This is a genomic window from Streptomyces sp. NPDC016640, from assembly GCF_043076215.1.
Lineage (GTDB): Bacteria > Actinomycetota > Actinomycetes > Streptomycetales > Streptomycetaceae > Streptomyces.
Window position 1 is genome coordinate 149,132 of record NZ_JBIBRG010000017.1, and the last position, 26,986, is coordinate 176,117.

A 26,986-nucleotide genomic window follows, 5' to 3' on the forward strand; every position below is an offset into this window, starting at 1 on the left:
CGACATCCCACCCCACGAGCACGGGACCAACCACACGCCCAACACCACCCCGTCCACCGGGCGACCGAGGGACTGGGCCGCGCGGTGCGTACGGCGTTGCGGGCTCGGCCCCCTCCCACAGCCCCCGGTCCTCGCCGCGCTGGAGCAGCAGGTCGAGCATCTTGTAGTTGGTGATCAGCACGTCGGGCGGTGTCAGACGCATCTCCTCGCGCCGCGTCATCACCCGCCGGAAGCCGGTGTAGTGAGCCGGGCGCGACGATGTGCGGTCCGCGGCCCGACTGGACGGTCTCCTCACCCTGGGCCAGCAGGAAGTACTTCGTGTTCCGGCCGGCGTCCCGGTCCGGCCGCATCCCGGCCGCCGCCTGCGCGGTGAGGCAGTCCGCGTAGTAGCGCAGCAGCCGCTGCGGGTCGACGCCGTCCCGTTCGTCCGCCTCGGCCGTCTCCCGCGCCTTCAGCAGCGCGGGGGAGCGCCGGGCGGCCCCGGTGGCGTCGTGGGGCAGCACGGGAAGCCGCACCGGTCGTGCCACCGACCGGGCGAAGGGCAGGCTCCGGGTGGCCCTGATCGTGGACTTGGTGGGCCGCTGTTCCTCCGGCACCCCCTCGCGGGTCATCTGTGCGGTCAGGTAGTCGAAGAGGTCGTCCGGGGTGATCCAGCCGCCGTCCTTGATCCGGCCGTTGCGCAGGCCCTCGACGATCTCCCCGGTGAACCGGGAGGTGCCGAGGTCCGACCCCTGCGGCGCCATCGCGGAGGCCGCCTGGAGGGCGTCGGACGCGGTGATGAAGTACACGCCGGTCGGCCGCAGCAGGGTGCTCGGCGCGGGCCGGCCCGGCTGCCCCGCCGGGCCCTTGGCGGTCCAGCCCTGGACGACGGAACCGCTGGAGCAGCAGTCCAGCAGGACCAGTTTGGACGCGGCCCGGCAGGACTGGAGCATCCGCTCCAGGAACTCCGCCGGTACGGCCGTGCCCGGCAGGTCGGCGGGGTCGGTGTCCCGGGTCAGGAAGTACAGCTGGCCGTCCTGCTCGCAGTACTCGCCGTGCCCGCTGAAGTAGAGCAGCGCGGTCTCGCTGGCCTGCCGGGCCTCCAGGAACGTCTCGACGGCGTGCAGCATCTCCACGCGCGTCGGCTCGGCGGCCACCGCGCACTCGTTGTACATCCCGATCTCGGTGTTCTCCAGCACCGCCCGCATGTAGTGCAGGTCGGCCCGCACGGCCGGGAGGTCCCGGTACGCCCCGTCGTCGTACGTGGAGACACCGACGAGTAACGCGTGGCGGTCGTTGTCGGTCACCGTCGCTCAGCCCGCCGTCGTGCCGTCGCCGCCGTCGTCCGCGAGGAACCGCTCGATCAGCGTGTCGTCCTCGCGGGCCTCCTTGCCGGTGACGCGCAGGACCGCCCCGTCGGGCCGCTTGACCACGATCGTGCGCTGCGGGACCCGCGCCAGCCACACCTGGATCAGCGCGGCGACGAACGCCCCGGCGTTCAGCAGCAGCCCGACGGTCTCGGCGGACGGCCCGCCCTTGTCCCCGAGCCCTGCCACGCTGCCGAACCCGGGAAGGTCGAGCGTGGCCGTGGGGTCCGCCCCGGCGAGCGCGGCGAGCAGTTCGCGCGCGTCCTTGCGGGCGCGCAGCGGGTCCTCGTCGACGACGGAGATCCGGTATCCGGTGTGGTTCTCGGGCATGGCGGTTCGTGCTCCCCCTGGGTTCACCGGCTCCTTGCCGGGCGGACGACACTAGCGCCCGGCACTGACAGTGACGGTCCGATGAGCCTGGCCCGCGCGGCCGTTGGCGTGAACCCGGTGGCCGATGGCCGAGTCCTGCACGTCTCACGCCAGGTCGAATTCCGCCCAGACCGTCTTGCCCGGCGCGCCCTCGCGCGGGGCGACCGCCCACCGCGTGGCCAGCCCGGCGACGATCAGCAGACCCCGGCCGGACTCCGCGTCGCCGGGCGGGTCCGCTTCGGAGAGGACGGGGACGCGCTCGGTCCGGGTGTCGGTGACCTCGACGCGCACGGTGCCGGTGCCGTGGGTGAGCCTGACGTGGAAGTCCCGTCCGGAGACGTGCCCGTGCCGCACGGCGTTGGCGGCCAGCTCGGCGGTGATCAGGGTGAGGGCGTCGTTGACCCGGCCGCCGTACGGGTGCCCCCACGCGTCGAGCCGGTGGGAGACCAGCCTGCGGGCGAGGCGCGCGCCGCGCGGGGAGGAGGTGAAGGCCATCGCGAACTCGTGGCGGGAGCCGGCGGTCCCGGCCTCGGTGCCGGAGGCGTGCACCCGTGGAGTGGAGATTGGGCTGTTCATGTGGCTCACGGTGCCGGTGCCGTCCTAGCGTGACCAGATACGGCGCGCACACGGAGAGTTGCTGTAGGTGGCCGGTGTGCGGGTGTCGGCGGGACGGAGCGTGACGGCCGGCGCGGGGGCCGCGTTGGCCGTGGGAGGTGGTTACGGGGATGAGCGGACCGGTGGGACTGGTGGACGAGGGGTCTGCAGGCAGCGGTGACGGTGGCGGCGAGCGGCAGTCCGAACCGGAGGCCGGGTCAGGGATCCTGCGCGTCTTCGGGCGGCAGTTGAAGCGGTTCCGGGTGCGGGCGGGCATGGAGCGGCCCGAGTTCGGCTCACTGACGGGGTATTCGGTCTCCACCATCGCCGCGTACGAGCAGGGACGCCGGGTGCCGCCGCCGAGGTTCATCGACCAGGCGGACGAGGTGCTGAACGCGGGCGGGGTCCTCCAGGAGATGAAGGAGGAGGTGGCCCGGGCGCAGTATCCGGCGTTCTTCCGGGATGCGGCGCGGTTGGAGGCGGAGGCGGTCGGCTTGCATGTGTACGAGATGTACGCCGTTCCGGGCCTGTTGCAGACCGAGGAGTACGCCCGAGCCGTGTTCTCCGTCCGTCGCCCGCTGCTTGACGAGGACCGGATCGAGCAAGGCATGGTTGCACGTCTGGCGAGGCAGGAGATCTATGCCCGAAGGCCCGCACCGCTGGTGAGCTTCGTTCTGGAAGAGTGCGTGCTCCAGAGGCCTCTTGGGGGTAAGGACGTACTGCGGGGCCAATTGGAGCAGGTACTGCTCATTGGCCATAAGCGGAACGTCGAGATCCAGGTCATGCCGGTCAACCGAGAAGATCACGGGGCACTGGGTGGCCCGTTCACCTTGATCGATACACCTGAAGGGCGGAGGATCGCCTATGCGGAGGTGCAAGGCGACAGCCGCCTCTACTCAGGGCAGTCGAAGGTCCGGGAGCTTGAAGCCCGTTACGGGATTCTCCGAGCACAGGCCCTCACGCCGAGTGAGTCACTGGCATACGTAGAGAAGTTGCTGGGAGAGACATGAGAGTTAAGTCCGAACTGGCTTGGTTCAAGAGCAGTTACAGCACCGGGGACGGGGGGCAATGCGTCGAGGTTGCCGTTCGCCCTCATGTCGTCCACGTACGCGACTCCAAGGATGTAGCCCGCCGTGGCCTTGAGGTCGATGCGGCGACCTGGACCGCGTTCGTCGGCTTCGCTGCTCAGTAGGCGACTGGTCTGCCTTGGTAGTGCACCGGGGGCAGATCTGTGTCAGGCCGCTTTGACCGACTACGCGTTCGCCTTCTCGCGGGCGGGCGGAGTCCAGCGGCCGGCGGCGATCTCGGCGTCCAACCGTGCCTGGAAGTGTGCGTGCGCCGCCCGCATCTCGGCCTCGCGGTCGGCCTTGCAGAAGGGGCCCTGGTAGCCATCGGGGGGGCGGGGTGCGCTCCGGGTCTTCCAAATGGGCCATGAGGTCGAGGTAGTCCTGCTTGGTCTGGCCGTGGCCGTAACTGAAGGAGCTGGCCGCAATTTTGCGGCCGTTGGCATCGAAGTAGGTGGCCATCTCGAAGTCGTACAGCTGCGGGTAGCGGGACCTGAAGATCGCGGCGAGCTGGTTGGCGGTAATCCCGAGCCAGACGGCGACGAGGGCGTCGAGTTCCACGAGCGCAGCGCGGCGCTCGTGCTCGGTGCGGAGCGGGGAGGGCCGAGCTGCCCACTGAGGGCACGCCGGATCATCTGCCACTGTTGGCCGGGGCCGCCCCAGTCGGTGTGGTGGACGACGTCGCCGCCGTCGGTGGTGGAGGCGTCCCGCGCCTCCACCACCTTGCCGCTGTTGCGATTGACCGGGATGTCCCAGGCGCTGGTGTCCACCGTCGCCGCCTCGGCGGGCGCCGGATCCACCGCGGCGAGCATGCCGGTCGCGAGGGCCGCCGCCGTCATGGCGGCGACCCGGGACCATCAACGACGTCTTCCAGGAAGGGCGGGGGAAGCCGCACCGCAGGCCGTCATCGATGCGCCCTTTCGTTTGTGGCAGGTCCCCTCAGGTGCGGGTCCAGCGCTGGTTGCTGCCGTTCGAGCAGGAGTAGAGCTGGATCAGGGTGCCGTTGGCGGTGCCGCCCCCGACGGTGTCGAGGCAGAGGCCGGACTGGACGCCGACGACGGATCCGTCGGAGTTGAGGCGCCATTTCTGGTTGTCGCCGCCCCAGCAGCTGTAGATCTGGACTTTGGAGCCGTTTCCGGTGCCGGCGGCGTCCAGGCACTTGTTGCCGTAGACCCTGAGCTCGCCGGCGTCGGTGTACGCCCACTGCTGGTTGGTGCCGTTGTGGCAGTCCCACAGGTGCAGCTGGGTGCCGTCGGTGGTGCTGGTGCCGGGCACGTCCAGGCAGCGGCCCGAACCGACGCCCTTGATCTGCCCGGAATCCGCAGGGGGCGTGGTGGAGCCGCCGTTGAGCGCGTTGAGGACGGCGGCGTAGGCGGGCTTCTTGCTGCCGTCACCGTTGAACAGCAGCGGCGTCTGCTCCGATCGCCAGGAGTCGGTGTCGCGCACACCCCAGACGGTGATGCCGAGGCAGCGCGGGACGGCCAGGCAGTCGTTGGTCACATTGGCGTAGGTCGAGGCCGGGGCGTTCTGGATGTCGAGTTCGGTGATGGCCACGTCGACGCCGAGGGCGGCGAAGTTCTGCAGGGTGGTGCGGAAGTTGCTGTTGTAGGGGCTGCCGCTGTTGAAGTGCGACTGGAAGCCGACGCAGTCGATCGGCACGCCGCGCTGCTTGAAGTCCCGGACCATGGCGTACATGGCCTGGGTCTTGGCCCAGGTCCAGTTCTCGACGTTGTAGTCGTTGTAGCAGAGCTTGGCCGCCGGGTCCGCGGCGCGCGCGGTGCGGAAGGCGACCTCGATCCAGTCGTTGCCGGTGCGTTGCAGGTTGGAGTCCCGCCGGGCTCCTGAACTGCCGTCGGCGAAGGCCTCGTTCACGACGTCCCACTGGGCGATCTTGCCCTTGTAGTGGGCCATCACGCCGTTGATGTGGTCGATCATCGCCTGGCGCAGTGTGCCGCCGCTGAGGCTCTGCATCCAGCCGGGCTGCTGGGAGTGCCAGGCCAGGGTGTGGCCGCGCACCTGCTTGCCGTTCTGCACCGCCCAGTTGTAGACGCGATCAGCGGCGGTGAAGTTGAACTGGCCCCGCTGCGGTTGGGTGGCGTCGATCTTCATCTCGTTCTCGGCCGTCACCGAGTTGAACTCACGGTTCGCGATCGTCGTGTACGTCGAATCGCCCAGCCTGCCCGAGGCGATGGCGGTGCCGAAGTAGCGGCCGCTCTGCGCCGCTGCGGCGCCTAGCGTGCTCTCGGCGGCGTGTGCGGTCGGCGGCGCGACCAGTGCGGTGGCCGTACCGAGGACGCCGACGATCAGGGCCAACAGCAGGCCGCGGATCCTCCGGCGGATAACAGGTCCGGGAAGGGCATACGAGCCCATGACTGTGCCTCCAAGGTAGAAATCACGGAAGGGCCGAAGTGCAGGGGGGCGTGGTCCGCTCCCATTCGGCAGACGGACGGGCGGGGCGGGCCGGAGCCCGGGCAGCACGGAATCACCGGACGCCGCGGTCATGGGACGGGACGATCCTCGACACAGGCATGGGGGTACTCCATCGCGGCTCAGCCGGGGGACCGCCACGCGGCGTCGCGGTACCTCTCCAACTGCGTGAAGAGCCAGGACGCGCTGGTGCGGACCTCACCGGGACGAAACGGGTGGCGCAGGTGCTTCGGTGCGCGGATCTGCAGTGCGGTCGTGCGTGGATCTGTAGTGCAGCAGGGATTGCTCAAGGCCGATGCGGTTCGAAATACCGAGCTGTGGCCGGTTTCCCAGACAGGAATGATTGGGGTGTTGATGATGCATCGTCAATACTCTCTGCAGAAAAAGTTTCTGTTCTTCGTTCGAAACTTTCGGAATTCCAGTGAGCTGGGCGGCGATTCCCGGCGCCGCCGGCTGCCGTCGATCGGCGGATCCGTGATGCCGCGCCGGCTGGCGGGTCTCGTAGCCGCGGGCGGGGCGGCGGTGCGGCGGCAGTGCGGTGCCGAAGGTCTGTTCGCCGCTCCATCGCTTCGGCGTCGACGTGAACCCTTTGGTGTTCGGGCCGCGCCGGATCGCCCCCGTTCCGGCGTCACGTGTGTGCGACTCGGCCATTCGCCGGTGTGACGTGTGACGTTTCTCCCTATGGCTACCACGAATGTTTCGGCGCCGACAGCGAAGCGTGCGAGAGGTGTTGACGCCGCTCGTCGGTTCCCTGTCGAGCGGGTTGCTCGACACCTCGATTATTGTTCGACATTACGAACATTTCGAGTCGCTCCGTCACCCGGCAGGGCAGCCACGGGCCGCGACGCCCTGTCACCTCGCCACCCGGATACCGGTAACGAGCGCACCGCCCGGCTCGCCGTGCGCGTGTCCCTGGGATTCAACGACGTCAGCGCCGGTACCGCCCCGCCGCCCGTATCCATGGCCGGCCCGTTCGTCGAGGGAACCGCGCAGGACGACGTCGACGTACCGCAGTTCCGCCGGTGTCGTGACCCGTGGGCAGGTTCGGGGGGCGGCTGGCGCCTTGGCCGCCGTCGCAGGGCCGGTGCGGCATCCCGGGGCCCCGCCGTCAGGATCCCGTCAAGGTTTCCGAGCACCCGTATGGACCTCGTCAAGGTGTCTTAACGCGGCGGAGTGGAGGGGGTGAGATGTTCTTCGGCCAGACGGCCGAATCCGTTTCATCACCTCATTCCAGGAGTTCACGATGGCCGATCTGGCCTTCGTCGCCACTACGGTCGCGGTCTTCGCGCTGGTGGCACTCGTCGCCCGAGGGGCGGCGAAGCTGTGACCGCCGAGAACGTCGTCGGCCTCGCGGTCGCCGTCGCCCTGCTGGGGTACCTCGTCCTCGCCCTCGTCAAGCCGGAGAGGTTCTGAGCGGATGGGTCCCCAGACCGCCGGCGTGCTCCAGCTGCTGGCCCTGATCGGCGCCCTCGCCGTCGTGTACCGCCCGCTGGGCGACTACATGGCCCGGGTCTACTCGTCCGAGAAGCACTACGCCCCGGAGAGGTGGATCTACCAGGCCGTCGGCGCGCACCCCTCCGCCGGGATGCGCTGGTCCGCCTACCTGCGCGGGGTGCTGGCCTTCTCGGCCGCGGGCGTCCTCTTCCTCTACGCCCTGCAACGCCTGCAGGGTTCCCTGCCCGGCTCGCTCGGCTTCTCCTCGATCGATCCGGACCAGGCGTTCAACACCGCCGCCTCCTTCGTGGCGAACACGAACTGGCAGTCGTACTACGGCGAGCAGGCCATGGGCCACGTCGTGCAGACCGGCGGCCTGGCGGTGCAGAACTTCGTCTCCGCCGCCGTCGGCATGGCCGTCGCGGTGGCCCTCGTACGCGGCTTCTCCCGCTCCCGCACCGGTGAGCTCGGCAACTTCTGGGCGGATCTGGTGCGCGGCACCGTCCGCATCCTGCTGCCGATCGCGGTGATCGGCGCGCTCGTGCTCGTGGCGTGCGGCGCGATCCAGAACTTCGCCGGCATCCACGAGGTCGGACAGTTCACCGGCGGCAGCCAGCAGTGGAACGGCGGGGCCGTGGCCTCGCAGGAGGCCATCAAGGAGCTGGGCACCAACGGCGGCGGCTACTTCAACGCCAACTCCGCCCACCCCTTCGAGAACCCCAACCCGTTCTCCAACCTCTTCGAGGTCTTCCTGATCCTGGTGATCCCGTTCTCCCTGACCAGGACCTTCGGCCGGATGGTCGGGAACCTGCGCCAGGGCTACGCGATCCTCGCGACGACGGCGATCATCTGGATCGGCTTCACCATCCTCATGATGTGGACCGAGTTCGCGGGCAGGGGCCCGGCCTTCGAGGTGGCCGGCGGTGCGATGGAGGGCAAGGAGACCCGGTTCGGCATCGGAGCCTCCGCCATCTTCTCGGTCGCCACCACCCTCACCTCCACGGGTGCGGTCAACTCCTCCCACTCCTCCTACACGGGCTTCGGCGGCGGCATCCAGCTGCTGGGCATGCAGCTGGGCGAGATCGCGCCCGGCGGCGTCGGATCGGGTCTCTACGGCATGCTCATCATGGCGATCATCGCGGTGTTCATCGCCGGGCTGATGGTCGGCCGTACCCCGGAGTACCTCGGCAAGAAGATCGGCACCCGGGAAATCAAGTTCGCGGCCTGCTACCTCCTGATCACGCCGGCGCTGGTACTCGGCTTCACGGCGGCGGCGATGTCGCTGGACACCCCCGCCGACTCCATGACGAACTCCGGCGCGCACGGCTTCTCCGAGATTCTGTACGCCTACACCTCGGGCGCCCACAACAACGGCTCCGCCTTCGCCGGCCTGAACGCCGACACCCAGTGGTTCAACAGCAGCATCGGCATCGCGATGCTGCTGGGCCGCTTCCTGCCCATGGTGTTCGTACTGGCGCTGGCCGGCTCGCTCGCCGGGCAGAAGTCCGTCCCCGAGACCGCGGGCACCCTGCGCACGGACAAACCCCTGTACGCCGGACTGCTCGTCGGCACGATCCTCATCGTCACCGGACTGACCTACTTCCCGGCCCTGGCGCTGGGTCCGCTCGCCGAAGGGCTCGCCTCATGAGCACCGCCACACCCACCCGGGCTCCGCACCAGGAGGTGCCCACCGGTCACGAGCCGGGGGGCGGGCGCGTCGGCGGCGGCCTGTTCGACCCCCGGCAACTGCTGAGGTCCTTCCCGGACGCGATCCGCAAGCTCGACCCGCGCGTCATGATCAAGTCGCCGGTCATGTTCGTGGTCCTCGTCGGCTCGGTGGTCACCACCGTGCTGGCGCTGGGGGACCCGGCCGACCGGTTCGGCTGGGCCGTCACCGCCTGGCTGTGGCTGACGACGGTCTTCGCCAACCTCGCGGAGGCGGTGGCCGAGGGGCGCGGCAAGGCGCAGGCGGACACCCTGCGCAAGGCCAGGACCGACACGGTGGCCCGGCGGCTGACGGGGGACGGCGCGGAGGAGCCGGTACCCGGCACCGATCTGGGCGTCGGCGACCTGGTGGTCTGCGAGGCCGGGGACGTCATCCCGGGCGACGGTGACGTCGTCGAGGGCGTCGCCTCCGTCGACGAGTCGGCGATCACCGGCGAGTCCGCACCCGTCATCCGGGAGTCGGGCGGCGACCGCAGTGCGGTCACCGGCGGTACGAAGGTCCTCTCGGACCGGATCGTCATCAGGATCACGACGAGGCCCGGCGAGACCTTCATCGACCGGATGATCAACCTGGTCGAGGGCGCGGCCCGGCAGAAGACGCCGAACGAGATCGCGCTGAACATCCTTCTGGCGTCCCTGACGATCGTCTTCCTGCTGGCCGTGGTCACCCTGCAGCCGTTCGCGATCCACGCGGGCGCCGAGCAGTCGATGACCGTGCTCGCCGCGTTGCTGGTCTGCCTGATCCCCACCACCATCGGCGCGCTGCTCTCCGCGATCGGCATCGCCGGCATGGACCGCCTGGTCCAGCGCAACGTGCTGGCCATGTCGGGCCGGGCCGTCGAGGCCGCCGGCGACGTCTCCACCCTGCTGCTCGACAAGACCGGCACGATCACCCTCGGCAACCGCCGGGCTTGCGAATTCATCCCGGTCGAGGGCGCCACCCAGGCCGAGGTCGCCGACGCGGCACAGCTCTCCTCGCTCGCCGACGAGACCCCCGAGGGCCGCTCCGTCGTGGTCCTCGCCAAGGAGGGGTACGGGCTGCGGGAGCGGCAGCAGGGTGAACCGGCCCACGCCACCTGGGTGGAGTTCACCGCCCAGACCCGTATGTCCGGTGTGGACGTGGACGGCAAGAAGATCCGCAAGGGCGCGGCCGGCTCGGTCGTGGCATGGGTGCAAGAGCAGGGAGGCGAGGTCTGCGAGGACGCGCAGACACTGACCGACCGGATTTCCGAGGCCGGCGGTACGCCGCTGCTGGTCGCCGTCGAGGACGCCGGGGGCGCACGGGTCCTGGGCGTCATCCATCTCAAGGACGTGGTCAAGGAGGGCATGCGGGAGCGCTTCGAGGAGCTGCGCCGCATGGGGATCAAGACGGTCATGATCACGGGTGACAACCCCCTGACCGCCAAGGCCATCGCCGAGGAGGCCGGCGTCGACGACTTCCTGGCCGAGGCCACCCCGGAAGACAAGATGGCGTTGATCAGGCGGGAGCAGGCGGGCGGCAAGCTGGTCGCGATGACCGGCGACGGCACCAATGACGCCCCGGCCCTCGCCCAGGCCGATGTCGGCGTGGCGATGAACACCGGTACCTCGGCCGCCAAGGAGGCCGGGAACATGGTGGACCTGGACTCCGACCCCACGAAACTCATCGAGATCGTGGAGATCGGCAAGCAGCTGCTGATCACCCGCGGTGCGCTGACGACCTTCTCCATCGCCAACGACGTCGCGAAGTACTTCGCGATCATCCCGGCCATGTTCGCGGTGGCCCACCCGGGCCTGGACAAGCTCAACGTCATGGGTCTGGCCTCGCCCGAATCGGCCATCCTCTCGGCCGTCATCTTCAACGCCCTGATCATCGTTGCTCTGGTACCGCTGGCGCTCAAGGGGGTGCGGTACCGGCCGGCCAGTGCGGACAGGATGCTGCGCCGCAACCTCGGCCTCTACGGACTGGGCGGTCTCGTCGCCCCGTTCATCGGCATCAAGCTCATCGACCTGCTCATCTCCCTCATCCCCGGAATCGGCTGATCGACTGTGAACAACACCCCCGGAAACACCGCGCGGCTGATCGGCGCGGGCCTGCGGGCGCTGCTTGTGCTGACGCTCGTCTGCGGCGTGCTCTACCCGCTCGCCGTCACCGGCGTGGCCCAGGTCCTGTTCCACGACCAGGCCAACGGCTCCGAGATCAGGGACGGGAGTGGCCGGGTCGTCGGCTCCTCCCTCATCGGACAGAGCTACCACCTGCCGAAGAAGGACCCGAACGACGCGGAGGGGACGGCCCGGCCGGACCTGAGGTGGTTCCAGCCGCGCCCCTCCAACGGCCTCGGCGGCAACAGCGTCAACACCCAGTACTCGCTGATCCTCTCCGGCGCCACCAACCGGTCCGCCGACAACGGCGCGATCAACGGCCGGTGCACGAGGGACGCTGCGGAGGGCACCCTCTGTGCCCAGGTCATCGCCGCCAAGGACGCCGTCGTCGCCGACAACTCCACGGCGAGCCACCGGGTCGAGCCGGAGGACGTGCCGGCCGACGCCGTCACCTCCTCCGGCTCCGGCCTGGACCCGCACATCTCCCCGGCCTACGCCCAGCTCCAGGTGCACCGGGTCGCCGAGCGGAACAGGCTCGACGTGAAGCAGGTCGGCAGGCTCGTCAAGGACCACACCGAGGGCCGCACCCTCGGCTTCATGGGCGAACCCCGCGTCGACGTCCTCGAGCTCAACGCCGCGCTCAGGGCCCTGACCAGGCGCTGATCTCCCCCTCGCACGTACCCTGAGCCGGCGGGACGCGGTCCCCGCGTCCCGCCGGCTCCGGCCGTGCCCGCACCGAAAGAAAGGCTGCGCCCCTCCATGACCCGGGTGCTCGTGGTGGAGGACGATCCCCAGCTCGTCCGCGCACTCAAGATCAATCTTCAGGCCCGCAGGTACGAGGTCCAAGCGGCCGGCACCGGCGCCGAGGCGTTGCGCCTCGCGGCCGCGCGCAAGCCCGACGTCATCGTGCTGGACCTCGGTCTTCCGGACATGGACGGGGTCGACGTGATCAAGGCCGTGCGAGGCTGGAGCGGAGTCCCGATCCTGGTCCTGTCGGCCCGGCACACCTCCGAGGAGAAGGTCCGGGCGCTGGACGCGGGCGCGGACGACTACGTGTCGAAACCGTTCAGCATGGACGAGCTGCTGGCCCGGCTCCGTGCCGCCACCCGCCGGGAGTCGGCGCCCGTCCAGGCGGACCGGGTCCCGGTGGTGACCACCGAGGACTTCACCGTCGACCTGGCCGCGAAGAAGGTCCGGCGCGGCGAACGCACCGTGCGGCTGACACCCACCGAGTGGCACCTGCTGGAACTGCTCGTCACGCACCCCGGGCACCTGGTGAGCCGGCGCAAGCTGCTGCTGGAGGTCTGGGGGCCGACGTACTCGGAGAACACCAACTACCTGCGCGTCTACATGGCCCAGCTCAGGCGCAAACTGGAGCCGAACCCCGCGCAGCCCCGCTACCTGATCACCGAAGCCGGCATGGGATACCGCTTCGAACCCTGACCAGCACCTGACCGCCCGGTCAGCAGCACCTCAGGCACCTCCAGCACGGAAAACGAGTCGGACCCATGAGACGCGGCAAGCTCCGCATCTACCTCGGCGCGGCGCCGGGCGTCGGCAAGACGTACGCGATGCTCTCCGAAGCGCACCGCCGGGCCGAACGCGGCACCGACTGCGTCGTCGGCTTCGTCGAGCACCACCACCGGCCGCGCACCGAGGTCATGCTGCACGGGCTGGAGACGATCGAGCGCCGCGAGCTGGCGTACCGGGGAACCACCCTCACGGAGATGGACGTCGACGCGGTCCTCGCCCGCCGGCCGGCCGTCGCCCTGGTGGACGAGCTCGCGCACACCAACGTCCCCGGCTCCCGCAACGCCAAGCGCTGGCAGGACGTCGAGGAACTGCTCCGGGCCGGCATCGACGTCGTCTCCACCGTCAACATCCAGCACCTGGAATCCCTGGGTGACGTGGTGGAGACGATCACCGGAGTCCGGCAGCGCGAGACCGTCCCCGACGAGGTGGTCCGCCGCGCCGACCAGATCGAACTGGTCGACATGTCCCCACAGGCGCTGCGCCGCCGGATGGCCCACGGCAACGTCTACAAGCCCGACAAGGTCGACGCGGCCCTCTCCAACTACTTCCGCCCCGGCAACCTCACCGCCCTGCGGGAACTCGCCCTGCTGTGGGTCGCCGACCGGGTCGACGAATACCTTCAGGAGTACCGCGGCGAGCACGACATCCGCACCACCTGGCAGGCCCGCGAACGGATCGTCGTCGGCCTGACGGGCGGCCCCGAAGGACGCACGCTCATCCGCCGGGCCGCCCGCCTCGCCGAGAAGGGCGCCGGCGGCGAGGTCCTCGCCGTCTACATCGCCGCCAGCGACGGACTGACCTCGGCCTCGCCCAAGGAGCTGGCCGTCCAGCGCACCCTCGTCGAGGACCTCGGCGGCACCTTCCACCACGTCATCGGCGACGACGTCTCCACCGCCCTGCTGGAGTTCGCCCGCGCGGTCAACGCCACCCAGATCGTCCTCGGGGTCAGCCGCCGCAAGCCCTGGCAGTACGTCTTCGGCCCCGGCGTCAGCGCCACCGTCGCCCGGGAGTCCGGACCGGACCTCGATGTCCACCTGGTCACCCACGACGCGGTCGCCAAGGGCCGCGGCCTGCCCGTCGCCCGCGGGGCCCGGCTGGGACGCGGGCGCATCATCTGGGGCTGGATCACCGGAGTCGTGGGCCCGGCGCTCCTGACGCTCCTGCTCAGCCAGGTCGTTCCCGAGATCGGCATCGCCAACGACATGCTGCTGTTCCTGACCCTCACGGTCGCGGCGGCCCTGCTCGGCGGCCTGCTCCCCGCGCTCGCGTCCGTGGCCGTCGGATCCCTGCTCCTGAACTACTTCTTCACGCTGCCCCTGCACCGGCTGACGATCTCCGACCCGCGCAACATCGTCGCCATCGTCGTCTTCGTCGGCGTGGCCGTCTCCGTCGCCTCCGTGGTCGACCTCGCGGCCCGCCGCACCCACCAGGCGGCCCGGCTGCGCGCCGAGTCCGAGACCCTCTCCTTCCTCGCAGGCAGCGTCCTGCGCGGCGAGGACTCCCTCGACGCCCTGCTGGAACGGCTCCGCGAGACCTTCGCCATGGAGTCGGTCGCCTTGCTGGAACGGACCACCGAGGTCGCCCCCTGGACCTGCGTGGGCGCTGTCGGGGCCGAGCCCGTCGCTCGCCCCGAGGACGCCGATGTGGACATGCCGATCGACGAGAACATGGCACTCGCCCTCTCCGGCCGCGTGCTGCCCGCCGAGGACCGCCGGGTCCTCGGCGCCTTCGCCGCCCAAGCCGTGGTCGTCCTCGACCGGCAGTGGCTGCTCGGCGAGGCGGAGGACGCCCGTCGGCTCGCCGAGGGCAACCGCATCCGCACCGCGCTGCTCGCAGCCGTCAGCCACGACCTGCGCACCCCGCTGGCCGGCATCAAGGCCTCCGTCACCTCGCTGCGCTCGGACGACGTCGAATGGTCCGAGGAGGACCGCGCCGAGCTCCTGGAAGGCATCGAGGAAGGCGCCGACCGGCTGGGCGCGCTGATCGGCAACCTGCTCGACATGTCCCGGCTCAACACCGGCACCGTCGTTCCCCTGATCCGGGAGACCGACCTCGACGAGGTCGTACCCATGGCCCTCGGCGGCGTGCCCGAGGACAGCGTGGACCTGGACATCCCCGAGACCCTGCCCATGATCGCCGTCGACCGCGGGCTGCTCGAACGCGCCGTGGCGAACATCGTGGAGAACGCCGTCAAGTACAGCCCGGACGACCGGCCCGTGCGGGTCACCGCCAGCGCCCTGCACGACCGGGTGGAGCTGCGGGTCGTGGACCGGGGCCCGGGCGTGCCCGACGAGGCCAAGGAACGGATCTTCGAACCCTTCCAGCGCCACGGCGACGCCCCGCGCGGTGCCGGCGTGGGACTCGGCCTGGCGGTCGCCCGCGGCTTCACCGAGGCCATCGGCGGCACCCTGACCGCCGAGGACACCCCCGGCGGCGGCCTCACCATGGTCCTCACCCTCCCGACTGCGGGCGGTGCGACGCCAGGGCTCCCGGAGCTCCCCTGGGCATGATCGTGTGCAGCGGCAGCCCCACGACCCCCGGGTGAGGGCCTGCGGCCCGTCCAGCGACTCCGGCGGACGCCGCCGGGACTTCTTCCGGTACAGCGCGAGGTCCTCGCCTCCGCGGCCGGGCGGTTCCTCGGCGTGGAAGCGGGGCGCCGCGTGCTGGAGGGGGGCGGTCACGGACGCGGTGACCGTCGGCACGGCGATCGCGAGGAGGAGGCGCGGTCGTCCGCCGGGACCGTCCGGACGCCCGATGTCCCTTTCCCGTCACCTGACGGGAAAGGCCGAAATTTCGGCCGCCGTTCGGAAACCGATGTGTCACGGATGCTGGAGACACGGCGGACCGGGTGCCGACGCCGTCCGCGAGATCGCTCCGCTCCGACGCCAAGTGGCGGAGCGAACAGGCCGTTTGACGGTGTGACGTGCGCTGTTTCGCGGATGGGCCATGCGGAATGTTTCGATGTTTGTAGCGACACATGCGAGAGGTATTGACGTCGTTCGTCGGCTCCTTATCATTCAGATCGATCGACACTTCGACCTCTGTTCGACATTGCGAACGCGCCGGAGTCGCTCCACCGCACAGCAGGGCATCTTCGGGCCGCCCCCCGAAGGCCGAGCCGCAAGGAGTCCGCCGCATGTATATGTCATGTACTCATCAGTCGATCCCTCGTTGTCGCGCTCCGGCGGCCGCCACCGGTCTTTCCGGAGGCCGCGAAGGAGCGGGACGTCACGAGCGGTCCGCCGTGGTGCTCACGGACCGCCGCACACCGCACCGCACCGACAGTCCGGCCGGCCTCTGACGAAGCCGACCGGAACCACCTGCTCAAGGTTGGGGAAGTCCTTATGCACAGAGGAAGTTTCAGCCGCAGGCATCCGTCCGCGGTGCTCGCCGCCGTGGTCGCGGCCCTGGCCGCGCTGGCGGCGTTGCTCGTCGCCACCCCGGCTCAGGCGGCTGCCAGCGGCGCCTTGCGCGGTGTCGGCTCGAACCGGTGTCTCGATGTGCCGGGCGCCGGCCGGACCGACGGCACGTACCTGCAGATCCACGACTGCTGGAGCGGGACCAACCAGCAGTGGACGTCGACGGACGCCGGCCAGCTGACCGTGTACGGCGACAAGTGCCTGGACGTTCCGGGCCACGCCACCGCGGCCGGTACCCGGGTGCAGATCTGGACCTGCTCCGGCGGTGCGAACCAGCAGTGGCGGGTGAACTCCGACGGCACGGTCGTCGGCGTGGAGTCCGGGCTGTGCCTGGAGGCCGCGGGCGCCGGTACGGCCAACGGCACGGCGGTGCAGATCTGGACGTGCAACGGCGGCAGCAACCAGAAGTGGACCGGTCTGACCGGGACGCCGCCGACGGACGGCGCGTGTTCCCTGCCCTCGACGTACCGGTGGACGTCGACGGGTGTGCTGGCGCAGCCGGCGAACGGGTGGGCCGCGGTGAAGGACTTCACCACCGTGACGCACAACGGCAGGCACCTGGTCTACGCGTCGAACGTGTCGGGATCGTCGTACGGCTCGATGATGTTCAGTCCCTTCACGAACTGGTCGGACATGGCGTCGGCCGGCCAGACCGGGATGAACCAGGCCGCGGTGGCGCCCACGCTGTTCTACTTCGCGCCCAAGAACATCTGGGTGCTGGCGTACCAGTGGGGTGCGTGGCCCTTCATCTACCGCACGTCGAGCGACCCCACCAACCCCAACGGCTGGTCCTCCCCGCAGCCGCTGTTCACCGGGAGCATCTCCGGCTCCGACACCGGCCCGATCGACCAGACCCTGATCGCCGACGGCCAGAACATGTACCTGTTCTTCGCCGGTGACAACGGCAAGATCTACCGGGCGAGCATGCCGATCGGGAACTTCCCGGGGAACTTCGGCTCGTCGTACACGACGATCATGAGCGACACGAAGGCCAACCTGTTCGAGGGGGTGCAGGTCTACAAGGTCCAGGGCCAGAACCAGTACCTCATGATCGTCGAGGCGATGGGCGCGAACGGGCGCTACTTCCGCTCGTTCACGGCCTCCAGCCTCAGCGGCTCGTGGACCCCGCAGGCCGCCAGCGAGGGCAACCCCTTCGCGGGCAAGGCCAACAGCGGCGCCACCTGGACCAACGACATCAGCCACGGTGACCTGGTCCGCAACAACCCCGACCAGACCATGACCATCGACCCCTGCAACCTGCAGTTCCTCTACCAGGGCAAGGCCCCCGACGCGGGCGGCGAATACAACCGGCTGCCGTGGCGGCCGGGCGTCCTCACCCTGCGGCGCTGACCTTCCCGATCCACGGTGACCGTGATGTGGCGCGGTCGGCGGGCGTGTGGGCGAGCGGTTCACGGTGTGGGCGATTCCATCCGCTGACCGGCACTCACCGTCTCGAGGAACCCCAGCCGTGCGGCGGCCGGGGTTCCTCCCGCCTCCGCGGCGCGCCCCCAGGCCCGCTTCGGCACGAGCAGCCCCGCCGACCAGCGCAGGCTCGACGCCGTCGAAGGCCGGATCCGCCCGCTCGGCAGTGCCGAGGGGTGGGGGATCGCGGCCCGGTTCATCGCCGGGGATCCGTCCGCGCCACTGCGTGGCATCGCGGAGAAGGCGGGCACCGCACCGGGAGCCGTCCGTGGCGTGCGTGACGGACTGCGGTGCGGCGAGGACCCCGTGCCGGCCGGACCGCAGCCGATGCCGGCCACGCCCGCAACCGCGTCGCGGCCCGTGCGTTCCGCCCCGCCGCACCTGGTCGTCCACCAGGACACGGCACCCCTGTCCGCCGAGGCCCGTGAGGCGATGTCCCGCAGCCCGTGCCGGAATCCGGCCCTGCGGACGGCCGGGACCGGGCGTCCGCTGCTGCGGATGACGGGGGTCCGCATGACCGCCGACCGCCGGCACATCGCCGCGACGGTGTCGGCGCACTGCGCGGAGTCGTTCTCCGCGCCCGCAGCGGGGGGCGACGGGTTCGCCGGTCCCGCCCGGGTCGTGGGGGACGAATCCCGGCAGCGGATGGTGGCCGTGGGTCTTCTTGCGGTTCGGGCCGCGTCCCGCTTGTCCGAGTGCGCGACAACGAGGACGCCGTCCCCGCCGACGGTCACCTTCCCGCCCGCATCCGGGGCCGCCCGGGCGCGGGCGGGAAGGCGTGCGACCGGTGGAGCGTCCCCCTGTTCGCCAGGGTCCACCCACGCGGCCCCGGGACCGGCCGGAACCCCCGGCCCCTCCCCGTCGGCGAGTCCCGCCCGGAGAAGTGAGTCCACCCGGCCGGGGCGCGCCCCTCGCCCCGGCCACACGGGGCACCGCGACTCCCCGGGCGGGCACCCCTCCTAGGAGGCGGTGCGGTTCTCGAAGTGCAGTACGCCGGGCACGGTCAGGCACAGGAGGCTCGACGCGGCGACCACGGCGCCCCCGGCGACGAGGGTGCCGGTCATGCCCAGCCAGGAGACCATGGGGCCGACGAGCGCGAATCCGACCGGCAGGAGCGCGTACGCGCCGAGTTGGTCCAGGGCGAAGACCTTGCCCAGGAGCGTGTCGGGGAAGGCGCGTTGCAACGCGGAGATCCAGTACACGAAGTAGAGCTCGACCACGAAGCCGCCCAGCGCGAAGCAGAGCATCACCACGGGCAGCGGGAACGGCGCGGCCAGACTCAGTGGCACCAGCGCGTACCCGGTCAGCGCGAGCATCGACACGGCTCCCCGGGCCCTGGGCCGCCAGCGCCCCGCCAGCGCGATCGCCGGGAGGGCGCCGGCCCCCATGGCGGCCAGCACGACGCCGTACGCCACATCGCCGCCGAAGTCGCGCCGCGCCACGATCGGCAGGAGCGTGAGCGCGGTCGCCGAGCCGGCGAACAGGTGCAGGCACACCGTGCCCATGACGGCCATCACCCAGGGACGCCGGCGAATGGCCCGCAGCCCGGCGGCCACCTCACCGAGTACGGACGCACGGGCGGTCGCCGAGGGCTTGGAGTCCGGCACCCGCAGTACACAGAACGCGGCCAGCGCGAACACGGCGCTGGTCACCAGCAACGCGGGCCGCACCCCGATCAGGGTCACCGTGGTCACTCCGACCAGCGCACCGCCGACGGCCGCGCCTCGCTGCGCCGCGGAGACCAGGGCGTTGCCACGCTCCAGGAGGCCGTCGGGCAGCAGGTTCGGCAGTAGCGAGCGTGACGCCGGTCGGGAGAGGGCCTCGCCGGCGCCGACCACGGCGGTGATCAGAGGCAGGAAGCCCAGCGGCAGCCAGGTGAGGAAGATCGCGGTGATGAGCAGGACGACCGAGCGAAAACCGTCGGCTGCGATCAGGATGCGGGTGCGGCGCAACCGGTCCGCGATCACACCACCGGCCAGCAGACACACCACCAGGGCCAGGCCGCGGCCGGCCAGCACCAGGCCGACCTGCGCCGCACCGCCTCCCTCATGCAGGACGTACAGGCTGAGAGCCACCGGGAACACCTGGTCGCCGACGGCCCCGCTGGCCTGTCCCGCCCACATCCGCAGGAACTGCGGGTGATCCCGTAACTTCCCGCTGTTTGCCGCGTCCTCGTCGACGCGGCCGGCCGCAGTGGTGTCTTCCGTCATGAGTCGTCCGGATCGCTTTCTCTTCCCGGTGCGCCGTCCGGCTGCACCGCCTCCTGCGGTGTGGTGGCATGCCAGGGCGCGGCGGAGGGAGGCAGCAGCAGGCCGATGTCGACCAGCGCCGCGACCACCTTCCGCGCGTTGTCCTCGCCCAGGGCCGCGGTGAGTCCCGTCATGTCCGCGACCTGATCACGGTGCAACGCTGTCAGGAAGGGCGAGACCGACACGGGCAGCCGGACCCGACGGTTTCCCACCGACAGCTGAACTCCATCTTTCACGGAAGCCGTGTGAAAGTACACGCCCGCCCGCAGTCGGTGAACACCCTGCGGCCGTATGCCCTCCGGCATGGGCAGAAAAGGCACGGGTTCCGGCGTCTGTTCCCGGAACGCCGCTTTGCGAAGCGCCCACAGCACGTCTTCCGGATCCGCGCCGGCGGCCAGCGCCGTGAGCCGCTCGCCGGCTTCCCTGAGCAGGTCCCGCGCGAGTTCGGGGTCGGTGACGAGCCCGTCGGTGTCGATGCCGACGCGCATCCAGTCGTCGTCGACCGCCTTGCGCACGAGTTCGGCGAGCAGATCGTGTCGGGTGATCGTCGAGACGGCGACGGTGAGATGGATGGACAACGTGTTCCGTGCCATCGGTGAGTGCATCGTCCCCCGCGGCAGGTACAGGCTGTCGCCGGCCCGCAGCACCAGATCCGCGAGCGGTCGGCTGGCCGCTCGCATCTCCTCCCGCCGCCGCGCCGGAACGTCGAACCAGGCGTGGGCCGGCAGGGGGTCGGGCAGCGGCGGCGTACGCAACAGCCATCGCTTGTCGCCCGCTATCTGCAGGACCAGCACGTCCTGGACGTCGAAATGCAGATCCACCCCCTGCGAGCCGGGCGGTGTGACGAACGCGTTGACCTTGACGGGGTGCCCGATCTCGGCCGCCAGTTCATGCGCGAAGCGCCGTATCGGAGGGTGAAAGCGGTGCAGGGAGCGCACGATCAGGGTCTGTCCCGAGGCGAGCGCGTGACGAACGCCGTCGGTGTCGGGGAACGGCGGGGTTCCGGGAGCGTCACCCGATTCGGCGACACAGCCCCGGGTCACGTCACCTTCCACGCCGTCACGCACCAGTCGTAGCGAAGAGGTGCGCAACCCGCCCGAGAGCAGCTCCTCCAAGGCGTGCGGGGAGAACAGGTCGCTGAAGTCGCCCGCCAGATCGGCGGCCCGGGTGTGCACGTACGTGTGACCGAACACCGACGCGCGGAACTCGTCCGGCGGCAGTGCGACACAGCGCTTCAGACTCATGACCCACTCCTGCGGCAGAGGGCCCGGTGCGGGGGACGAACCACGGTGAACCGCTGTGTCATCGCACCGCTCCCGGGCCCGGGAAGGCGAAGTCGGCAGGGAGCAGGGAGGCGGGCGCCTCCGGAACCCCCGCGGCCAACAGATAGACGGCGAACTCCTCGTCGGGGTCGACACCCAGAAACCGCTCCACTTCACTGTCGGCGAAGGCGACGGTCTGGAAGGGGCCGAGCCCCAGAGCCGTGGCGGCCAGCGCGAAGGTCTGGCCGTAGTGCCCGGCGTCGTACATCCACAGGCGATAGGCGCGTGGGTGACGGTACTTCCAGGCCAGGCGGTTGGCGACGGCCGTGGTGAGGACGGTGAACGCACCCTGGTACGAGGCCTCCTGGTGATAGGTCAGGTCAGCCAGTCGCGCCCGGTCGGCTCGGTCGTCCAGAAGTTCCAGCGCATGGCGCACCACCGAGTAGTGGTACAGGCCGGGCGGAACGCCGGTGACGTTGTGGACGACGAGGTACGCCTCGACTTCGTGACGGCCGCCGGCCGAAGCGCTCACCCGGCACTGCTGCACCCCGAAGTCCCCGCCGTCGATGAACCGGTGCGGTGCGAAGCTGTGGAAGAGCAGTGTTCCGAGCTGGTCGAGGGAGACGGGGACGTCCGCGAACCGGCGATGGGTACGACGGCCGGCGAAGGCGTCGTCCACAGGCGTGGTCAGGGGCAGGGGCCTGCGCGGCAACAGCACGACAGGGCTGTCCGCATACTCCTTGAACGCCGGGGGGGCGTCGCCCTCGGCAAGGATCGCCTCCGCCTCGTCGGCCCGTCGGGGCGAGTCGACGAGATAGTCGACATCCCGCGCCTCGACGTGGAAGCGCTGCGCCGAGCCACCCCAACGCTGCCACAGGGCCGGAACCCGGCAGTTCTCGTCCACGGCGGCGAGCACCCCGAGCCGGAGCAGACCGGTCACCGCCCGGCGCACCTGGGCCTCGTGCCGTGGGCCGAACGCGCCCGCCAGGTCATCCAGATCGATTCCGTCCCCGGCCCGGTCCAGTACCTTGCGCAGATCGTCCGAGAGCTTGATCCACTGCGCCCGCCCCGGGACGCCGACCTCCAGTCCCTCGGGAAGCCACCGCATGACCAGGTGTTCGGGACGGCGGACCTTCATTCACGTCTCCCTCTCAGCGACTGCGCTCCAGGTGTGGTCCGGCTGTGATGCCTGAGCATCACAGCCGGACTTACCGTTCGTCCGCGCGGGACGATCAGGTGGACGGGTGGTGCAGCAGCACCTGGCCGTCCTCGACGATCTCGATGTCGAGCTCCATTTCTGTCACCTCCTGTTACTTGGACAGCGGTTGTCCGACACGTCGGCGAAGAAAAAGAGAACCCATTTGCAGCTTGGTCCGCTATTCGTCCTGCCGACGTGTTCGACATTAGATCCGGCTTTTCGGCTCCGGCAAGACGCTCCACGAGGCATGGCCAAAAATACGGCTACGGCGCGCCGACCTCACGGAGAAACTCCAGGTGATGGCCTGTTTGATCGGAACGAATCCTCCTCCCATCGCTTCCTGAATCAGCCTTCAGGGGATCGCGAAACAAGTCTTGAGCGGTTCTCGACAGGATGCGGCTAGGATCCCCGTCAGAAATTGAAAAGACTTCGATTTTTCCGGGAGTCCGTCATTTCCGGCAGGCGTGGGAATTCTCGTGAGAGCGAGTGCCCGGCGTACCGGGTTTCCCGCAGCGATCCGCCTCCGCCGGCCGACTGCTAGCGCGAGTGCCTGCGCGTGGCCGACGAGTACGAGTGTCCGACCGCTCGGCGCGTCGAATCGTTCGAGTGGGTGGACGCGATGCTGTGTGCCGCGTCGATCGGGTCGCGGGGCGCTCCGCGGCCGGCGAGGGCGCGGGCCTTGGTCCCGATCACGTCCTCTTCCGCGAGGACGGGCCCGTACGGATCCCGGCGACCGGCCGCCGGGAGATCTCCTCGAGGACATCGACCCGCAGTCCTGCCCGGTGGCCGGGTCGGTCACGGTGAAGCGGACGGACAGCGGGGCGGTCCCCGGCGTGTACACCCTCCGGCCGAGGGCTTCCGGGCCGGCACGGAGCGTGACGCGATGCCGACCCGGGTGCCGGGTTTTCTGCGGCGACGTCGAGGTCCTGGCCGGGGCGGTCCACGAGGCGGTGCGTCCGCACGGCGTACGGGTGCGGCGAGGCGTCCGTGGTCCCGGCCGGGTCCGTCCCCGGTGCCGATGGGGGCGGTGGTGTCGCGGATGGCGGCGGCTGCTGCCGGCTGCGCCGGGCGGCGTCGTCAGGGCCCGGCATCCCCCCGCCGCCCGGTCACGCGGAGCACGCGGCGGGGCCTCCGGCGACGAGGACGGCGACGCGTCCGCCGGTGGCCGTGGTTCCGGGAAGGCGGGCCGTCATGTGATCCGCCTCGGCGCGTCGTCCCGGTGGCCGGGGTGGGTCGCCGCCAGCGATCCGAGCAGGCGGAGTGCCTCCGCGGTGCGGGTGCCCTCCTGGGCGTGGTAGACGATCAGCTGCTGCCCCGGGGCGGAGCGTACGTCGAAGGTCTGCATGCGCAGGGTGAGTTCGCCGACCTCGGGATGCAGCAGGACCTTCGCGGCGTCGCTCTTGCCCCGTGCGTCCCGCCTCTGCCAGAGGCCGGCGAACTCGCGGCTGTTCTCCGAGAGCGTCCGCAGCACCTCGTGGATCCGCGGGTCGTTCGGCCGGGCGCCCTCCAGGAAGCGGAATCCCGCGACCGCGTTCGCCGCGGCCGCGTCCCAGTCCGCGTGGAACGAGCGGACCGACGGCTCGAGGAACATCGTCAGCAGCAGGTTCGTGCCGGGTTGGAGGTGGGGGAACACCGCGCGCCCCAACGCGTTCGCGGCCAGGACGTCGTAAGCCCGTCCCAGGAGCAGGGCCGGTGTGCGGTCCCACGACTCGGCCAGTGCCAGCAGCTGGGGGTCGGCACGCTCGATGCCGCCCGCGTGGCGCGGCGGCGGGGTCATCCCCGCGACCCGGTACAGGTGCAGCCGGCCGTCGTCGTCCAGCAGCAGCGCCTCACTCAGGGCGTCCAGGACCTGCGGCGACGGGCGCCGCTCACGGCCCTGCTCCAGTCGCAGGTAGTAGTCGACGCTGATGCGGGCCAGCAGCGCGACTTCTTCGCGGCGCAGGCCCGGGACGCGTCGCCGTCCGTCCAGGGGCAGACCGACATCGGACGGCGTCACCCGCGCGCGCCGGCTCCGCAGGTAGTCGCCCAGTCTCGAAGTTGTCATGCCGGTCAGGCTAGGGTCCCCGGCGGCCGGGAGCCTGGTCCCAGTGCTCCCAGGGCGGACGCGGTCCGCTCCCGCGTCTCGTCGGGGGCGGGGACATGACCGGTGCCCCGCCACCTTCACGCCCCTGACGACCGCCGACCGCGTCCGTCCCCGCGCCGCCGCCGTACGACCCCGCCGCCGGCGACGGTGGGTGCGCGGCACCCAGGAACCCCTCACCCGGGAGGACAGCGGCCTGGTCGCGTCCCGCCGCGGAGCCGAGGGTAGGGCCATGACCAGCAACGACACGTCCCGCGGCGCACACGCGTATGTCGGCATGCGGGTGACCGCGGACGGCTTCATCCGCCAGGAACCGCTGCCGGACGGCCGTTACGACGAGGCCCGGGGCAACCACCGGAGCACCTGCGCCGGCCGCTGCACCGTCACCGGCAGCCACCGCGACCACGTCGACGACACCGGCTCCACCGCCATCGGCGACGTCCCCGACGGCCTCCTCCTCCACAAGTTCCACGAGTTCCACGAGTTCCACGAGCACCTCGTGCCCCACCGCGAGGGCGACCCGCGCGCCCGGCAGGGAGGGCCACGGCCGGGGCCGTGACCACCGGTGTCCCGCCGGCCGGACCCGACCGCTTCGAACAGTCCATCGAGCGACGACGTGTCGTCGCTCCGCCCCCGCCCCCCTGCGGCCGACACCGTTCGTGGAACGACCCGCCACGCCGGCCGCCCCACCCGAAGGAGTTCCTTGTCCATGACCCCCTCCACCGGCCAGAAGGTCGTCCTCGTCACCGGCGCCAGCAGCGGCATAGGCGAGGCGACCGCCAGGCTGCTCGCCGAACGAGGCCACCATGTCGTTCTCGGCGCCCGCCGCACCGAACGGCTCGAAGAACTCACCGAGGCCATCCGGGCGGCCGGCGGCAGCGCCGAGTACCACCCCCTGGACGTGACCGAGGCCGAACGGGTCCGGGGCTTCGTCGACGCCGCGTACAGCAGGCACGGCCGCGTCGACGTCCTGGTCAACAACGCCGGTGTGATGCCGCTGTCCAAGCTGGAGGCACTCCGGCTCGAGGAGTGGAACCGCATGATCGACGTGAACATCCGCGGCGTCCTGCACGGCATCGCGGCAGTACTGCCGGTCATGCGGGCCCAGCACCACGGTCAGGTCGTCAACGTCGCCTCCATCGGCGCCCACCAGGTCTCCCCGACCGCGGCCGTCTACTGCGCCACCAAGTACGCCGTGTGGGCCATCTCGGAGGGTCTGCGGCAGGAGGTCGGCGGTGACATCCGCGTCACCACCATCTGCCCGGGCGTCACCGAGTCCGAACTGGCGGATTCCATCTCGGACCCGGTGGGCCGGGAGGAGATGCGTACCTACCGCAGCGTCGCCATCCCGGCCTCGTCCGTCGGCGCGGCCATCGCGTTCGCCATCGACCAGCCCGCCGAGGTCGACGTCAGCGAGATCATCGTCCGCCCCACCGCGAGCCACGCCTGAAGCGGTGACCTGCCCCGTCCCCACCGCTCATGGCGGGGACGGGGCAGCGTCGTCCACGACGTGACCGTACGGAGTGGGGACCGGCCGTTCCCCGCCGTCGGACGGCGGTGGTGACGGGGCGCGTCTCCAGGGCTCCCTGGACCGTGCTGCCGACCGGGATGCCGTCGCTCCTCGGCGACGGGTTCGCGCCGCGCGCGCCGCGCTCAAGCACTTCGGCCGGTACGCCCGCGGACGCCGCACTCCTGGAGCGCATCAATATCTGTACCCGCGAAGTAAGAATTTCCCGGGCCGTGCGGCCAGGGTTTTCGCTGAAATGAGCGAGAGGGAAGTTCTCGATGTGCGCGGACCCTCGAGACGTGCTACTGTTCATCTCAGTTGCAGTTGTGGTTCCCAAAACTTCAAGTGCCCCCACCGGTTCCGGCCGGCGGGAGCACTTTTGTATTTCCGGTCATTTTTCCGGGCGGGGTAATCATCGCGGCGACACGGCATCCGCGCAGTGCGGATTCCGATGTACTGCCCCAAAGGAGATATGACATGGCTACTGGCACCGTGAAGTGGTTCAACGCGGAAAAGGGCTTCGGCTTCATCGAGCAGGACGGTGGCGGCGCCGACGTGTTCGCCCACTACTCGAACATCGCCGCTCAGGGCTTCCGTGAGCTGCTCGAAGGCCAGAAGGTCTCCTTCGACATCGCGCAGGGCCAGAAGGGCCCGACGGCCGAGAACATCGTTCCGGCCTGACGCTGACGCGCACTGTGTAGCTGGGGCCCGCATCCTCCGGGGTGCGGGCCCCGGCTACATGTGTTTCCCGCAGCGGCCTCACCCGCGGGACGACGCGGAGGAATCCGCGGTACCCGCACACGCGGCCGCCCTTCCGGAGATCCCTTCCGGAGATGCGGACGCATTCGGAAGAGCCGCACCGCGGCCGACGCCCGGATGTCACGTCCCCGTCGCGTCGCTCATTTCAGCAACTACGCCCGCGTGGATGCCCACCGGCCGTATGTGCTTTCTTTTTTCACCGGTTCATACTTGTAGTTCCTCGTGCCGCTCATCGCCGCGGGAATTCCTTGGTATGTGCCACATCGAGGAAGGTTCCGCATGAACCGCACACGTACGAACGACCGCTATGCCCGCACCCGTAACGGCGGTGCCGACGCCGGAAGGGGCGGCAGCCGCTTCGGCTCGCCGGCACCGCGCCGTTCCGGCGGGCCGGCCCGTTCCGGCGGTTACGGCCGCCGGTCCGCCGCGGTCCAGGGCGAGTTCGCGCCGCCCAAGACGATCACCCCCGCGCTGCCCGCCGTCGAGGCGTTCGCCGCTCTCGACCGGCTGCCCGGG

21 protein-coding genes and 3 pseudogenes are annotated in these 26,986 nt (G+C 70.4%); 13 read left to right on the forward strand and 11 right to left on the reverse strand.

Annotated elements, in window-relative coordinates; genetic code table 11:
- Positions 1–626 precede the first annotated feature (626 nt).
- The 3 genes and pseudogenes from ACF07S_RS29240 to ACF07S_RS29250 all read right to left on the reverse strand — a co-directional run.
- A pseudogene (locus ACF07S_RS29240) lies at positions 627–1,286 on the reverse strand (caspase domain-containing protein); the annotation flags it as partial.
- A 6-nt stretch (positions 1,287–1,292) separates the two neighbouring features.
- Positions 1,293–1,676: a hypothetical protein gene (locus ACF07S_RS29245; RefSeq protein WP_391966174.1), complete on the reverse strand. Its 384-nt coding sequence runs from the start codon at positions 1,674–1,676 to the stop codon at positions 1,293–1,295.
- 144 nt (positions 1,677–1,820) lie between these two features.
- Positions 1,821–2,291, reverse strand: a complete 471-nt coding sequence (locus ACF07S_RS29250; RefSeq protein ID WP_391975565.1) for an ATP-binding protein — start codon at positions 2,289–2,291, stop codon at positions 1,821–1,823.
- Between the two features lie 149 nt (positions 2,292–2,440).
- Here ACF07S_RS29250 and ACF07S_RS29255 point away from each other — a divergent pair, with 149 nt between their 5' ends.
- Positions 2,441–3,319, forward strand: coding sequence for a helix-turn-helix domain-containing protein (locus ACF07S_RS29255; RefSeq protein WP_391966172.1), 879 nt, complete (start codon positions 2,441–2,443; stop codon positions 3,317–3,319).
- A complete protein-coding gene (locus tag ACF07S_RS29260; protein ID WP_391966171.1) occupies positions 3,316–3,501 on the forward strand; it encodes a DUF397 domain-containing protein in 186 nt (61 codons plus the stop codon). Before ACF07S_RS29255 ends, ACF07S_RS29260 begins: the two co-directional genes overlap by 4 nt.
- Positions 3,502–3,561: 60 nt before the next feature.
- On the opposite strand, the gene ACF07S_RS29265 is transcribed toward ACF07S_RS29260, so the two are convergent.
- The 3 genes from ACF07S_RS29265 to ACF07S_RS29275 all read right to left on the reverse strand — a co-directional run bounded on the left by ACF07S_RS29265 (position 3,562) and on the right by ACF07S_RS29275 (position 6,451).
- Complete coding sequence (locus ACF07S_RS29265) at positions 3,562–4,212, reverse strand: RICIN domain-containing protein (protein ID WP_391975566.1); 651 nt, start codon at positions 4,210–4,212, stop codon at positions 3,562–3,564.
- Positions 4,213–4,312: 100 nt separating this feature from the next.
- Entirely contained in the window at positions 4,313–5,743 is a 1,431-nt protein-coding gene (locus ACF07S_RS29270) for an endo-1,4-beta-xylanase (protein ID WP_391975567.1), read from the reverse strand.
- A 255-nt stretch (positions 5,744–5,998) separates the two neighbouring features.
- Positions 5,999–6,451 (reverse strand): hypothetical protein, encoded by a 453-nt coding sequence (locus ACF07S_RS29275; RefSeq protein WP_391975568.1) that lies wholly within the window; start codon positions 6,449–6,451, stop codon positions 5,999–6,001.
- Positions 6,452–7,123: 672 nt separating this feature from the next.
- Between ACF07S_RS29275 and kdpF the strand changes: the two genes are divergently transcribed.
- The 7 genes from kdpF to ACF07S_RS29310 all read left to right on the forward strand — a co-directional run bounded on the left by kdpF (position 7,124) and on the right by ACF07S_RS29310 (position 17,343).
- Positions 7,124–7,213, forward strand: a complete 90-nt coding sequence (gene kdpF, locus ACF07S_RS29280; RefSeq protein ID WP_391966168.1) for a K(+)-transporting ATPase subunit F — start codon at positions 7,124–7,126, stop codon at positions 7,211–7,213.
- Positions 7,214–7,217: 4 nt separating this feature from the next.
- A complete protein-coding gene (gene kdpA, locus ACF07S_RS29285) occupies positions 7,218–8,882 on the forward strand; it encodes a potassium-transporting ATPase subunit KdpA (RefSeq protein ID WP_391975569.1) in 1,665 nt (554 codons plus the stop codon).
- Positions 8,879–10,981: a potassium-transporting ATPase subunit KdpB gene (gene kdpB, locus ACF07S_RS29290; RefSeq protein WP_391975570.1), complete on the forward strand. Its 2,103-nt coding sequence runs from the start codon at positions 8,879–8,881 to the stop codon at positions 10,979–10,981. The genes kdpA and kdpB overlap by 4 nt, the downstream gene beginning before the upstream one ends.
- A gap of 6 nt (positions 10,982–10,987) precedes the next feature.
- Positions 10,988–11,704, forward strand: a complete 717-nt coding sequence (locus tag ACF07S_RS29295; protein ID WP_391975571.1) for a potassium-transporting ATPase subunit C — start codon at positions 10,988–10,990, stop codon at positions 11,702–11,704.
- 96 nt (positions 11,705–11,800) lie between these two features.
- Entirely contained in the window at positions 11,801–12,484 is a 684-nt protein-coding gene (locus tag ACF07S_RS29300; protein ID WP_391975572.1) for a response regulator, read from the forward strand.
- A gap of 65 nt (positions 12,485–12,549) precedes the next feature.
- A complete protein-coding gene (locus ACF07S_RS29305) occupies positions 12,550–15,084 on the forward strand; it encodes an ATP-binding protein (protein WP_391975573.1) in 2,535 nt (844 codons plus the stop codon).
- 834 nt (positions 15,085–15,918) lie between these two features.
- The gene (locus ACF07S_RS29310; protein WP_391966162.1) at positions 15,919–17,343 is read left to right on the forward strand and encodes a non-reducing end alpha-L-arabinofuranosidase family hydrolase; all 1,425 of its coding nucleotides are present in this window, start codon (positions 15,919–15,921) and stop codon (positions 17,341–17,343) included.
- Positions 17,344–18,006: 663 nt separating this feature from the next.
- On the opposite strand, the pseudogene ACF07S_RS29315 reads toward ACF07S_RS29310, so the two are convergent.
- From ACF07S_RS29315 to ACF07S_RS29335, 5 genes and pseudogenes are all read right to left on the reverse strand, one after another.
- Positions 18,007–18,170: pseudogene (locus ACF07S_RS29315) on the reverse strand (IS1380 family transposase); the annotation flags it as partial.
- 204 nt (positions 18,171–18,374) lie between these two features.
- On the reverse strand, positions 18,375–19,625 hold the full coding sequence (locus tag ACF07S_RS29320) for an MFS transporter (RefSeq protein WP_391966159.1): 1,251 nt from the start codon (positions 19,623–19,625) through the stop codon (positions 18,375–18,377).
- Positions 19,622–20,839: a JmjC domain-containing protein gene (locus tag ACF07S_RS29325; protein ID WP_391966158.1), complete on the reverse strand. Its 1,218-nt coding sequence runs from the start codon at positions 20,837–20,839 to the stop codon at positions 19,622–19,624. The genes ACF07S_RS29320 and ACF07S_RS29325 overlap by 4 nt, the downstream gene beginning before the upstream one ends.
- A gap of 127 nt (positions 20,840–20,966) precedes the next feature.
- Positions 20,967–22,064 carry a SagB/ThcOx family dehydrogenase gene (locus ACF07S_RS29330; RefSeq protein WP_391975574.1) on the reverse strand — a complete coding sequence of 366 codons (1,098 nt, stop codon included), beginning with the start codon at positions 22,062–22,064 and terminating at the stop codon, positions 20,967–20,969.
- Between the two features lie 1,249 nt (positions 22,065–23,313).
- Positions 23,314–24,168 (reverse strand): helix-turn-helix transcriptional regulator, encoded by an 855-nt coding sequence (locus tag ACF07S_RS29335; RefSeq protein WP_391975575.1) that lies wholly within the window; start codon positions 24,166–24,168, stop codon positions 23,314–23,316.
- 268 nt (positions 24,169–24,436) lie between these two features.
- On the opposite strand from ACF07S_RS29335, the gene ACF07S_RS29340 reads away from it, so the two are divergent.
- From ACF07S_RS29340 to ACF07S_RS29355, 4 genes and pseudogenes are all read left to right on the forward strand, one after another.
- The gene (locus ACF07S_RS29340) at positions 24,437–24,763 is read left to right on the forward strand and encodes an Atu4866 domain-containing protein (RefSeq protein ID WP_391975576.1); all 327 of its coding nucleotides are present in this window, start codon (positions 24,437–24,439) and stop codon (positions 24,761–24,763) included.
- Positions 24,764–24,913: 150 nt separating this feature from the next.
- Positions 24,914–25,654 (forward strand): SDR family oxidoreductase, encoded by a 741-nt coding sequence (locus tag ACF07S_RS29345; protein ID WP_391966154.1) that lies wholly within the window; start codon positions 24,914–24,916, stop codon positions 25,652–25,654.
- A 534-nt stretch (positions 25,655–26,188) separates the two neighbouring features.
- Positions 26,189–26,392 carry a cold-shock protein gene (locus tag ACF07S_RS29350; protein WP_004986771.1) on the forward strand — a complete coding sequence of 68 codons (204 nt, stop codon included), beginning with the start codon at positions 26,189–26,191 and terminating at the stop codon, positions 26,390–26,392.
- A 357-nt stretch (positions 26,393–26,749) separates the two neighbouring features.
- Positions 26,750–26,986, forward strand: a pseudogene (locus ACF07S_RS29355) (ATP-dependent helicase); the annotation flags it as partial.